Genomic DNA, 14,452 nt, shown 5'->3' with positions numbered 1-14,452 from the left:
GTCGGCAGCTTCATCCGAGGGGTGAATGCCCTGTCCCGGGCTTTCCGGGCAGGGCGCTCGCCCCGAATCCTGCGCATCTGTACCTCCTGGCTGAGCGACGTCGGGGCTTGTCCCTGCTTCCCATGACAGACATCACCTACCGAATGCTCTAATTTTTTTTGGCCTGTAAGGGGGCGGTTCGCAAACCGCCTCCTTCGGTTGAACGTGACGATTATCCATCGCTTTGGCCCGTGCGCCGAGGTCGGCCAACCACCGTCCAGGCGCGGCGCCGTACCTGAACAACACGTTTTTATCGTCAACCACTCCGAACTAGAAAAGCAGGTCCTTCGATGCAATTCAGCGAATTGATGACAGCTCTGTCCCAGTACCCGATCCGTCTCCAACAGGACGACGACAACCTTGTGATCCTGGGCGACGACGAAGGACTGGACAACGCGCTGTGGGACAGCCTCATTGTCCATAAGCGCGAACTGCTTGAGCTGGTGGAGAGAAACGGTGGCGACTGGCTGAGCCCGGCATTCCGTATCACGCCAGACATGCTGCCCCTGGCCCGCCTCAGCCAGGAGGCGATCGACCGGATCGTCGACAGCGTTCCTGGCGGTGCGGGCAACGTGCAGGACATTTACCCCCTGGCGCCGTTGCAGGAGGGCATTCTCTATCATCACCTCGCCGCGGAGCAGGGTGATCCCTATGTGTTGCAGGCCTTGTTCGGCGCGGACCGACGCGCACGATTGGATGACTTTACCCAGGCTCTGCAAGGCGTGATCGATCGCCACGACATATTGCGCACTTCGATGGTGTGGGAAGGCTTGGACGAGCCCGTGCAAGTGGTCTGGCACCAGGCCAGATTGTCGCTGGAAGAGATCGTGCTGGACCCTGCCGATGGCGAGATTCTCTGGCAACTGCAGCAACGCTTCGACACTCGGCATCACCGACTGGACGTCGGCCAGGCGCCGCTGATGCGTCTGGTCTGTGCGCAGGATCAAACCCACCAGCGTTGGGTCGCGATCCTGTTGTTCCACCACATGGCGATGGACCATGCGGCGCTGGAGTTGGTGCAGCATGAGATGCAGGCGTTCCTGCTCGGGCAGGCCGACCAGTTACCCGAGCCCGTACCTTATCGCAACTATGTGGCGCAGGTCCGCCTGGGTGTGGGCGGCGATTCCCATGAAGCATTTTTCCGCGAGATGCTGGGCGATGTCGATGAGCCAACGTTGCCGCTGGGGTTTTCCGCAGTGCCCGAAGGCGAATCGGTGGTCGAGGAAGTCCACCTGCCGATCGATGGAGAATTGAGCCGTCGCTTGCGAGCGCAGGCCCGCCAGTTGGGTGTCAGCGCGGCAGCCTTGTATCACTTGGCCTGGGCGCGGGTGGTCGGCGCTGTTTCCGGCCGACAGGACGTGGTGTTCGGCACAGTATTGATGGGCCGGATGCAGGGTGGCGACGGTGCCGACCGCGCACTGGGCATGTTCATCAACACACTGCCGTTGCGGGTGAAACTGGCCGGGCAGGGTGTGCGCGAAGGCGTGAAGGCCACCCACGCGGGCCTGACAGCGTTGCTCGGCCATGAACACGCTTCGTTGGCGTTGGCCCAGCGTTGCAGCGGTGTACCCGCGCCCGCGCCGTTATTCGGTTCGTTGCTCAACTACCGCCACAGCGGCACGGCGCAAGCGCCCACGGTGCAGACGCTGGAGGCGTGGGAGGGTCTGCATTCGCTGGGCGGTGCGGAGGGCACCAACTATCCACTGACCTTATCGGTGGATGATTTGGGCGAAGGCTTCAGTCTCAGCGTGCTGGCCCTGGCCGGGATTGGCGCCCAGCGCATTGCTGGCTATATACGCCAGGCACTGGAAAGTCTGGTCCGCATGCTGGAACAGACGCCGGACCTGCCCTTGCAGCACGTGTCGATCCTGCCAGCCTCGGAACGTGAACAACTGCTGGTGACGTTCAACGCCACCGAAGCCGATTATCCGCGGCAGCAGACCATTCATGGGCTGTTCGAGGAGCAGGTGCAGCGTACGCCGGATGCCGTTGCGGTGATTCGCGGCGAGCAACGCCTGAACTATCGCGAGTTGAATGAACGGGCCAACCGCTTGGCGCATTACCTGCGCAAGCAGGGTGTGAAGCCTGATTCGCGGGTGGCGATTTGTGTCGAACGTGGTATCGACATGGTTGTGGGCCTGCTGGCGATCCTCAAGGCCGGCGGCGGTTATGTGCCGTTGGACCCGACCTATCCGCTGGACCGCATTGTCTACATGCTGGAAGACAGTGCCCCAGCAGCGGTGTTGGCCCAGACCGCGACTGTTGAACTGTTGGCCGACGCCTCGATGCCAGTGATCAATCTCGACAGCGGGCTGTGGCAGGACGAATCCGTCCAGAATCCGCAGGTTGCCGAGCTGACGTCCGCACATCTGGCCTACGTGATCTACACCTCCGGTTCCACCGGTCTGCCCAAGGGTGTGATGATCGAACACCGCAACACGGTGAACTTCCTGACTTGGGCGCGTCGTTCGTTCGACGCCGAGACGCTGTCGAAAACCCTGTTCTCGACCTCGCTGAACTTCGACCTGGCAGTCTACGAATGCTTCGCGCCGCTGACGTCGGGCGGCAGCATCGACGTGGTCACTAATGTGCTGGAACTGCAACAGGGCGAGCACGACATTACCCTGATCAACACCGTGCCGTCGGCGCTCAAGGCCTTGCTGGAGTCCGGGGGACTGGGCGAGGGCGTCGACACGGTCAACGTCGCCGGCGAAGCGCTCAAGCGCAGCCTGGTGGAAACGCTGTTCGAACAGACCCAGGTCAAGCGTCTGTGCAACCTCTACGGCCCTTCGGAAACCACAACCTACTCAAGTTGGGTGTCGATGGCTCGCGAAGACGGGTTTGCCGCACACATCGGCAAACCGGTGGCGAATACCCAGTTCTACTTGCTGGACGAACACCAACAGCCGGTGCCATTGGGCGTGCCGGGTGAAATCTACATCGGTGGTGCCGGGGTGGCGCGGGGTTACCTGAATCGCGATGACCTCACCGCCGAGCGTTTCCTCAAGGATCCGTTCAGCACGGCCCCGAACGCGCGCATGTACAAAACCGGCGACCTGGGCCGTTACCTGCCGGACGGCAACATCGAATACCTGGGCCGCAACGACGACCAGGTCAAGATCCGTGGTTTCCGCATCGAACTCGGCGAGATCGAAGCCAAACTTGCGCGCCACGATGGGCTGAAGGAAACCGTGGTCCTGGCCCGCGAAGACGTGCCGGGCGACAAACGCCTGGTGGCCTATTTCACCCAACACTCACCGGATGAAACAGTAGAAATAGAAACCCTGCGCACGCACCTGCAAGCGCACCTGCCGGCTTACATGGTACCTGCCGCCTACGTGCGCCTGGATGCCTTACCGCTGACCCCCAACGGTAAACTTGATCGAAAGGCGCTACCGGCGCCGGACCTGGATGCCGTCATCACCCGTGGCTACGAAGCCCCGCAAGGCGAAGTCGAAACCGTCCTGGCGCAGATCTGGCAGGACTTGCTCAAGGTCGAGCGTGTGGGCCGTCATGATCATTTCTTCGAACTGGGCGGGCATTCGCTGCTGGCGGTCAGCCTGATCGAACGCATGCGTCAGGCCGGTTTGAGCGCCGATGTGCGCGTACTGTTCAATCAACCGACCCTGGCCGCGCTGGCGGCCGCCGTTGGCAGTGGAAAGGAAGTCAGCGTTCCGGCGAACCTCATTGCGCTGGATTGCGAGCGCATCACCGCCGATCTGTTGCCGCTGGCCAACCTCTCCCAGGAAACCATCGACCGTCTCGTGGCGACGGTGCCGTGCGGGGCGCGCAATGTGCAGGATATCTACCCGCTGGCTCCATTGCAGGAAGGTATCCTCTATCATCACCTAGCTGCCGAGCAGGGCGACCCGTATCTGCTCCAGTCACAGTTTGCCTTCGACAACCAGGAGCGTCTCGAGGCGTTCGTCCAGGCATTGCAGGTCGTCATCGATCGTCATGACATCTTGCGCACCAGCATCGTCTGGGAAGGCCTGGAAGAGCCCATGCAAGTGGTCTGGCGTGAAGCCAGGCTGCACCTCGAAGCGCTCGATCTCGACCCGGCCGCTGGCGATATCGTTGGGCAATTGCGCCAGCGTTTCGACCCGCGCCACCACCGTATCGATGTCGCCCAGGCGCCGCTGATGCGCTTGGCTTACGCAAGGGACGAGGCCAATCATCGCTTGGTCGCGACACTGTTGTTCCATCACATCGCCCTGGACCACACGGCGATGGACGTGGTGCAGCACGAGATGCAAGCGCACCTGCTGGGTGAAGCCGGGCAACTGACCGCAGCGGTGCCCTATCGCAATTACGTAGCCCAGGCACGCTTGGGTGTGAGTCGGGAAGAACATGAGGCGTTCTTTCACGACATGCTCGGCGATATCGACGAGCCGACACTGCCCTTCAATCTGCAGGACGTGCAGGGTGGTGGTCGCGATATTGAAGAGACCACCCAGGCGGTGGATGCCGCCTTGGACCTGCGCTTGCGGGCCCAAGCCCGTCAACTGGGGGTGAGTGCCGCCAGCCTGGTGCACCTGGCGTGGGCGCAAGTGCTGGCCAAGGTGTCCGGCAAGCAGGAGGTGGTGTTCGGTACGGTCCTGATGGGCCGGATGCAGGCTGGCGAGGGCGCCGACCGCGCACTGGGGATGTTCATCAATACCTTGCCGCTGCGCGTGAGCTTGGGCGGCCAAGGTGTCAAGGCTGGTGTCAAGGCGGTCCATGGGCAACTGACGGCCTTGCTCGGGCACGAGCACGCTTCGCTGGCGCTGGCCCAGCGTTGCAGTGGTGTGGCGGCGCCGTTGCCGCTGTTCAGCGCCTTGCTCAACTATCGGCACCGCGCCACGGGCGAGGCGTCGGCTCAGGCATTGCAAGCATGGCGCGGTATCAACGTCCTGGATGGGGAAGACCGTACCAATTATCCGTTGACCTTGAACGTCGATGACCTGGGGACCGGTTTCAACCTGACGGTGCTGGTCGCGCAGCAGATCGGCGCCCAACGGGTTTGCGCTTATATGCACGCAGCGCTGCAAACGCTGGTGCAGGCACTGGAGCAGACGCCACAGGCGGCTCTGTATCGCCTGTCGATCCTGCCGGCCTCGGAACGTGAACAACTGCTGGTGACGTTCAACGCCACCGAAGCCGATTATCCGCGGCAGCAGACCATTCATGGGCTGTTCGAGGAGCAGGTGCAGCGTACGCCGGATGCCGTTGCGGTGATTCGCGGCGAGCAACGCCTGAACTATCGCGAGTTGAATGAACGGGCCAACCGCTTGGCGCATTACCTGCGCAAGCAGGGTGTGAAGCCTGATTCGCGGGTGGCGATTTGTGTCGAACGTGGTATCGACATGGTTGTAGGGCTGCTCGCCATTCTGAAGGCCGGGGGCGGTTATGTGCCGCTCGACCCGGCTTATCCGCAGGACCGCATTGCCTACATGCTCGAAGACAGTGCCCCGGCGGCGATCCTGGTTCAAGGAACCACGCGCCACTTGCTGGGCGAGATGGCGGTACCGGTGGTCGACCTCGACCAGGGCGTCTGGCAGGACGAAGCGGCGCCTAATCCACAGGTGCCGGGCCTGACCTCGTCACACCTGGCCTATGTGATCTACACGTCCGGTTCCACCGGTCTGCCCAAGGGCGTGATGATCGAACACCGCAACACGGTGAACTTCCTGACCTGGGCCCATCGTTCGTTCGATGACGCCACGTTGTCGAAAACCCTGTTTTCCACCTCGCTGAACTTCGACTTGGCCGTTTATGAATGCTTCGCGCCGTTGACGTCGGGCGGCAGCATCGAAGTGGTGACTAATGTGCTGGAACTGCAACAGGGTGAGCACGACATCACCCTGATCAACACCGTGCCCTCGGCGCTCAAGGCCTTGCTGGAATCCGGTGGACTGGGCGAGGGCGTCGACACGGTCAACGTCGCCGGCGAAGCGCTCAAGCGCAGCCTGGTGGAAACGCTGTTCGAACAGACCCAGGTCAAGCGTCTGTGCAACCTCTACGGCCCTTCGGAAACCACGACTTACTCCAGTTGGGTGTCGATGGCTCGCGAAGACGGGTTTGCCGCGCACATTGGCAAGCCGGTGGCGAACACCCAGTTCTACCTGCTCGACGAGCACCAACAGCCGGTGCCATTGGGCGTTCCGGGTGAAATCTACATCGGTGGTGCCGGCGTGGCGCGGGGTTACCTGAATCGCGATGACCTCACCGCCGAGCGTTTCCTCAAGGATCCGTTCAGCACGGCCCCGAACGCGCGCATGTACAAAACCGGCGACCTGGGCCGTTACCTGGCGGACGGCAACATTGAATACCTGGGGCGCAACGACGATCAGGTCAAGATCCGTGGTTTCCGCATCGAACTGGGTGAGATCGAAGCCAAGCTCGCCCAGGCTCCAAACATCAAGGAAACCGTGGTCCTGGCCCGCGAAGACGTGCCGGGCGACAAGCGCCTGGTGGCCTATTTCACCCAACACTCACCGGATGAAACAGTAGAAATAGAAACCCTGCGCACGCACCTGCAAGCGCACCTGCCGGCTTACATGGTACCTGCCGCCTACGTGCGCCTGGATGCCTTACCGCTGACCCCCAACGGTAAACTTGATCGAAAGGCGCTACCGGCGCCGGACCTGGATGCCGTCATCACCCGTGGCTACGAAGCCCCGCAAGGCGAAGTCGAAACCGCCCTGGCGCAGATCTGGCAGGACCTGCTCAAGGTCGAGCGTGTGGGCCGTCATGATCATTTCTTCGAACTGGGCGGGCATTCGCTGTTGGCCGTCAGCTTGATTGGCCGGATGCGCCAGCTCGGCTTGTCGGCGGACGTGCGGGTGCTGTTCAGCCAGCCAACGCTCGCGGCGCTGGCGTCGGCGGTTGGCAGTGGCAGCGAGGTTGTGGTGCCGGACAACGGCATTCTGCTGGGCTGTACCCGAATCACGCCATCGATGCTGCCCTTGGTGGTGCTGGACCAGCTAGACATCGACCGCATCGTGGCGACGGTGCCGGGTGGTGCGCGCAACGTGCAGGATATCTACCCGTTGGCACCGTTGCAGGAGGGGATTCTCTATCACCACATCGCTGCGCACACGGGGGATCCCTATGTGTTGCAAGCCACGTTCATCGTCACGGATCGCGAGCGGCTGGAGGCGTTTGCCCAGGCCTTGCAAGGCGTCATCGATCGCCATGACATCCTGCGCACCTCGGTGGTCTGGGAAGGCCTGGACGAGCCGGTGCAGGTGGTCTGGCGCAAAGCGCAACTGGCGGTGGAAGAACTGGCGCTGACCGCCGAGGCGGGCGACATCGCCGGGCAGTTACACGAGCGCTTCGACACCCTGCATTACCGCCTGGACATGCAACAGGCGCCATTGATGCGCATCGCATACGCCCACGATCCTGCCCATCAACGCTGGGTGGCGATGCTGCTGTTCCACCACATGGCCCTCGATCACACGGCGCTGGAAGTGGTGCAGCACGAGATGCAGGCGCACCTGCTGGGCCAGGCCGACCAGTTGGGCGAGGCAGTACCGTTTCGCAATTACGTGGCCCAGGCCCGCCTGGGCGTGAGCCGCGCGGAGCACGAAGGGTTCTTCCGTGACATGTTGAGCGATGTCGACGAGCCGACATTGCCGTTTGGCGTGCTGGACGTTCGCGGCGACGGTAGCGATATCGAAGAAGCCGGACTGAGTCTGCCTGTCGACTTGAGTCGTCGTCTGCGGGCCCAGGCCCGTCAATTGGGCGTGAGCGCCGCGAGCCTGCATCACCTGGCGTGGGCACACGTGCTGGGGCAGGTATCCGGCAAGCAGGACGTTGTCTTTGGCACCGTGCTGATGGGGCGGATGCAGGGCGGCGAGGGCGCCGACCGGGCGCTGGGCATGTTCATCAACACCTTGCCGCTGCGGGTGAGTGTCGGAGCCCAAGGCGTGCGCGACGGGGTGAAAGCCGCACACGCGCGCCTGACCGGTCTTTTGGGGCACGAGCACGCCTCGTTGGCCTTGGCCCAGCGTTGCAGCGCCGTGGCCGCGCCGCTGCCATTGTTCAGCGCGTTGCTCAATTACCGGCACAGCGCCGCGGATGCCGCCTCGAGCGAAGCCTTGGTGGCTTGGGACGGTATTCAACTGCTGAGCAACGAAGAGCGTACCAACTACCCGCTGACCTTGTCGGTGGATGACCTGGGCGAAGATTTCCGCTTGTCGGCGCTGGCGGTGCCGCAGATTGGCGCGCAACGGATGTGTGCTTACATGAGCGTTGCCCTGGAGCATCTGGTCGAGGCGCTGGAACAAGCTCCGCAGACGCCGTTGCACAGCCTGTCGATTCTACCGTCGACCGAGCGTCGGCAATTGCTGGTGGATTTCAACGCCACTACTCGCAGCTATCCCCAGGACAGGACCGTCCATGGCCTGTTCGAAGCCCAGGCCAAGGAACGTCCGCAGGCTATTGCAGCTGTGCACGACGCGTACAGCCTGGGCTACGCCGAGTTGAACCACCGGGCCAATCGCCTGGCGCGCCATTTGGTCGGCCTCGGTGTGCAACCGGGCGATCGAGTGGCGATTGCGTTGGAGCGTTCGATTGAGCTGCTGGTCAGCCAACTGGCGATTCTCAAGTGCGCCGCCGCCTACGTGCCGCTGGACGTCAGCGCGCCGCTGGAGCGTCAGGAGTTCATGGTGCGCGACAGCGGTGCCCGGACGCTTCTGACCCTGAGCACGATGACGGCCCCTGAGGGGATTGCCCGTGTGGATCTGGACACCGTCGTCCTGGATAGCGAGGCGGATCATGACCTGAGGTTGATACAAAGCACCGAATCGGTGGCCTACATCATGTACACCTCCGGTTCCACCGGTACCCCTAAAGGCGTGCTGGTGCCGCACCGGGCGATCAGCCGGTTGGTAATCAATAACGGTTACGCCGACTTCAACACCAAGGACCGCGTCGCCTTTGCCTCCAACCCGGCATTCGACGCCAGTACCCTCGACGTCTGGGCGCCGTTGCTCAACGGCGGTTGCGTGGTGGTGGTCGACCAGGACGTACTGCTGACACAGGAACGTTTTGCGGCGCTGCTGCAAGAGCAATCGGTCAGCGTGCTGTGGATGACCGCCGGCCTGTTCCATCAGTACGCCGCCGGGCTGATGTCAGTGTTCGCCCAGTTGCGCTACCTGATCGTCGGCGGCGATGTGCTCGACCCGGCGGTGATCGGCCGCGTCCTGAAGGAAGGCGCACCGGCTCATCTGCTCAACGGCTACGGCCCGACCGAAGCCACCACCTTCACCACCACCCACGAGATCAAAACCGTGGGCGAGGGTGGAATCCCGATTGGCCGACCGATTGGCAACAGCCGGGTCTATGTGCTGGATGCCAACCGGCAACCCGTGCCCATCGGCGTGGCCGGCGAGTTGTACATCGGTGGCGACGGCGTGGCGAAAGGGTATCTGAATCGCCCTGAACTGACCGCCGAGAAGTTCGTCGCCGATCCGTTCAATGCCGATCCCGGAGCCTTGCTCTACCGCACCGGCGACCTGGCGCGCTGGCGGGCGGACGGTACGGTGGATTACCTGGGGCGTAACGACGACCAGGTGAAAATCCGTGGTTTCCGCATTGAGCTGGGCGAGGTCGAAGCCCGCTTGGGCCAGTGCCCGGGCGTGAAAGACGCGGTGGTGCTGGCGCGGCAAGACGATGCCGGGCCCAAGCGCCTGGTGGGTTATGTGATTGCCGAACCGGGCGTGACCTTGTCGGTTCACGACTTACGGGGGCAATTGTCGAGCGTGCTGGCCGACTACATGCTGCCCAGCGCCTTGGTGGTGCTGCCAGCCTTCCCGCTGACCGCCAACGGTAAGCTGGACCGCCGCGCACTGCCGGCGCCGGATGCCGAGGCCTATGCCTCGCGCGAATATGAAGCGCCGCAGGGTGAGGTGGAGCAGACCCTGGCACAGATCTGGGCCGATGTGCTCAAGGTCGAGAAAGTCGGTCGCCACGATCATTTCTTTGAGCTGGGCGGCCATTCGTTGCTGGCGGTCACGCTGATCGAACGCATGCGCCAGGCCGGCTTGAGCGCCGACGTGCGCGTGCTGTTCAGCCAACCGACCCTGGCGGCGCTGGCGGCGGCCGTTGGTAGCGGTAAGGAGATCCGTGTTCCGGCGAATCGGATCCCGGCAGATTGCGAGCACATCAGCCCGGACATGCTGCCACTGGTCAAGCTGTCCCAGGACGCCATCGACCAGATCGTCGCCACGGTGCCCGGTGGTGCGCGCAACGTGCAGGACATCTACCCGCTGGCACCGTTGCAGGAAGGGATTCTTTATCACCACTTGGCCGCCGAGCAGGGCGACCCCTATGTATTGCAGACGCAATTCGCCTTTGACAACCGTGAACGCCTCGACGCCTTCATCGGGGCGCTGCAAGTGGTGATCGATCGCCACGACATCTTGCGCACCAGCGTGGTCTGGGAAGGGTTGGATGAGCCGGTGCAAGTGGTCTGGCGCGAGGTGGTGCTGGCGCCGCAATGCATTGTTCCAGACGCTTCGGCTGGCGACATCGCGACGCAGCTGGCCAGCCGTTTCGATGCCCGACACTATCGCCTCGACTTGGGCCAGGCGCCGTTGCTGCAATTGGCTTACGCCCGCGATGAGGCCCAGGATCGCTGGGTGGCGATCCTGCTGTTCCATCACATGGCCCTGGACCACACGGCCCTGGATGTGATGCAGCACGAGATGCAAATGCACCTGTTGGGCCAGGACGGCCAGTTGGGCGAAGCGATGCCGTATCGCAACTACGTGGCCCAGGCCCGTCTGGGGGCCAGCGAACAAGAACATGAAGCCTTTTTCCGCGAGATGCTCGGCGATATCGACGAGCCGACGCTGCCCTTTGGTCTGCAGGATGTGCAGGGTGAGGGGCATGGCATCGATGAGGTCCGCCAGCCGGTGGATCTGGCGTTGTCCAGGCGCCTGCGGACACAGGCACGCCACCTGGGTGTGAGTGCCGCCAGCCTGGTGCACCTGGCCTGGGCGCAGGTGCTGGGCAAGGTATCCGGCAAACAAGAGGTGGTGTTCGGTACGGTCCTGCTGGGCCGGATGCAGGGCGGCGACGGTGCCGACCGTGCCCTGGGGATGTTCATCAACACCTTGCCGTTGCGGGTGGATGTGGGCACCCAGGACGTACGCAGCGGCGTCAAGGCCACTCACGGGCGATTGACGGCCTTGCTGGGCCACGAACATGCCTCGCTGGCACTGGCGCAACGGTGCAGTGGCGTGGTCGCGCCGACGCCGCTGTTCAGTGCCTTGCTCAACTACCGCCACAGCGCAGTCCAAGTGACCCAGGACGCCCTGTCGGCCTGGAGCGGGATCAACGCGCTGGGCGGTGATGAGCGGACCAATTATCCGTTGACCCTCAACGTGGATGATATGGGCGACGGCTTCTTCCTCACGGCGATGGTCGATACGTCCATCGGTGCGCAGCGTATTTGCGGTTACATGCAGGTGGCCCTGGAAAACCTGGTCGTGGCCCTCGAGCAGGCACCGCACACTCCGCTGCACGCCTTGGCGATCCTGCCACCGGCCGAGCGTCGGCAGTTGCTGGAAACCTGGAACACGACCGACGCCGTGTATGCCGACGATGCCCTGATCCATCGGCAAGTCGAGGGCTGGGCCGCGTCTCAACCCGACACCGTGGCCGTCGTGCATGAAGACCAGGCATTGACCTACGGTGAGCTCAATGCCCGCGCCAACCAACTGGCCCACAGACTGGTGGCCCAGGGTGTTCGCCCGGATGACCGCGTGGCGATCTGTGTCGAGCGCGGCCTGGACATGATCGTTGGCCTGCTGGGTATCCTGAAAGCCGGTGCGGGCTATGTACCGCTGGACCCGGCTTATCCACCCGAGCGCATCGCCTACATGCTGGATGACAGCAGCCCCGTGGCGTTGGTGACCCAGTCGCAATGGCGCGACAGCCTGCCGGTATTGCCGGTGCCCACCCTTGTGCTCGACCTGGCCGACGCCGGCGAAATGAGCCAGCAACCGCAGCACAACCCCGACGTCCCGGGTCTGGACTCCAGCCACCTGGCCTACGTGATCTATACCTCCGGCTCCACCGGCCTGCCCAAGGGGGTGATGGTCGAGCACCGTAACGTCGCCCGGCTGTTTTCGGCGACCCAGCCGTGGTTCGAATTCGGCCCGCACGACGTGTGGGCGCTGTTCCATTCCTTTGCCTTCGATTTCTCTGTCTGGGAAATCTGGGGCGCATTGACCCATGGCGGCCGCTTGCTGGTGGTGCCGCAATTGGTCAGCCGTTCACCGCAATATTGCTATGCCTTGTTGTGCGAAGCGGGCGTGACCATCCTCAACCAGACGCCGAGTGCCTTCCGCCAACTGATTGCCGCCCAAGGTGAAAGCGACCTGGGACACAGCCTGCGCCAGGTGATTTTTGGCGGCGAAGCGCTGGAGACCGGCATTCTCAAGCCCTGGTATGCCCGCCAAGCTAACGCTCGGACGCAACTGGTCAACATGTACGGCATCACCGAAACCACCGTGCACGTGACGTACCGTCCCCTGACCGCAGCGGACGCGCAATTGACGGGTGTCAGCCCGATCGGCAAACGCATTCCCGATTTGCAGTTGTACGTGCTCGATGCCCAGCGCGAGCCGGTGCCGGTGGGCGTGGTCGGGGAAATGTACGTGGGGGGAGCGGGTGTCAGTCGTGGTTACCTGAACCGTGACGAACTGACCGCCGAGCGTTTCCTCGACAACCCGTTCCGCCCCGAGGCGAACGCGCGGATGTACAAGACCGGTGACCTCGGCCGCTGGTTGGCGGACGGCAGCATTGAATACCTGGGGCGCAACGACGACCAGGTGAAGATCCGCGGTTTCCGTATCGAACTGGGAGAGATCGAGGCGAAGCTGGCTGCCTGCAACGGTGTACGTGAGGCCGTGGTGATGGCCCGCCAGGACGCGCCGGGCGATCAGCGCCTGGTGGCTTATGTGATTGCCGAAGAGGGCGAGCCACCGTCGGCCGCTGAGCTACGTGCTGAGTTGCTGGGTTCGCTGGCCGAATACATGGTGCCCAGCGCGTTCGTGATGCTGACGGCCTTCCCGTTGACCACCAATGGCAAGCTGGATCGCAAGGCCTTGCCAGTACCGGATCAGTCGTCGGTGGTGACCCGCGAATACGAAGCGCCCCAAGGTGAGGTCGAGACGACCATTGCGCGGATCTGGCAAGACCTGTTGCAGGTGGAACGGGTCGGTCGTCATGACCACTTTTTTGAAATGGGCGGGCATTCGTTGTTGGCGGTGAAATTGATCGAGCGCATGCGTCAGGTCGCCCTGGCCGCCGACGTGCGAGTGTTGTTCGGCCAGCCGACGCTGGCGGCCCTGGCCGCGGCGGTGGGCGGCAGCCAGGAAGTCCAGGTGCCGGCTAACCTCATTCCGGACGACTGTTCTCGGATCACTCCAGACCTGTTGCCACTGGCCACACTGAGCCAGGACGAGATCGACCGCGTCGTGGCGACGGTGCCCGGCGGCGTGGGCAATGTGCAGGACATTTACGCCCTGGCACCGCTGCAGGAAGGGATTTTGTACCACCACCTCGCGGCGGCCAAAGGCGATCCTTACCTGCAATACGTGCTGTTTGCTTTCGACAGCCGTGCACATCTGGATACCTTCGCCCAGGCACTGCAGAACGTGGTGTCCAGGCATGACATCTTGCGCACCGCAGTGGTCTGGGAAGGCTTGGACGACCCGGTCCAGGTGGTCTGGCGTGAGGCGCAACTGGAGCTCGAGGAGATAGCACTGGACGCTGAGGCGGGGGATATTGCCCGGCAACTGCGCGAACACTTGGACCCACGGCACTATCGCCTGGACATTCGCCGGGCGCCGATGATGCGTATCGGTTATGCACAAGATGTGACGAACAATCGTTGGGTGGGCATGTTGCTGTTCCACCACATGGTGGATGACGCGACTTCGCTGGGCATGCTCACTGCGGAAATTGGCGCCTACATGGCCGGGAACGGGCAGCAATTGGCGGCATCGGTGCCGTATCGCAACTATGTCGCACAAGCGCGGCTGGGCGTGAGCCGCGAGGACCACGAAGCCTTTTTCCGCGAAATGCTGGGTGATGTGACCGAACCGACGCTGCCCTTCGGTTTGCAGAATGTGCAGGGCGATGGACACGATATCGAGGAGGTCCGCCAGCGGGTCGATGCCCAGCTCAGCCGGCGTCTGCGGGTGCAGGCGCGCCAGCTCGGCGTAAGCGCGGCAAGCTTGTATCACCTGGCCTGGGCGCAGGTGTTGGGCAAGGTGTCGGGCCAGGACGACGTGGTCTTCGGCACAGTGTTGCTGGGGCGCATGCAGGGCGGCGAAGGCGCCGACCGGGCGTTGGGCATGTTCATCAACACCCTGCCGTTGCGTGTCGGCCTGGGGGCGCAAGGCGTACGCGC

At 63.2% G+C, this 14,452-nt stretch carries 1 protein-coding gene (running past one end of the window); it reads left to right on the top strand.

Features of this window, described 5'->3' with window-relative positions:
- Nucleotides 1-329 precede the first annotated feature (329 nt).
- Nucleotides 330-14,452 carry the start of a non-ribosomal peptide synthase/polyketide synthase gene (locus ACWNZ1_RS09935; RefSeq protein ID WP_456027611.1) on the top strand. Its footprint extends 16,813 nt past the window's final position, so only the first 14,123 of its 30,936 coding nucleotides appear in the window; its start codon is at nt 330-332; its stop codon lies beyond the right edge, outside the window.

Source organism: Pseudomonas sp. CFBP 5748, assembly GCF_053850495.1.
This window is presented reverse-complemented; position numbering and strand designations above follow the sequence as displayed.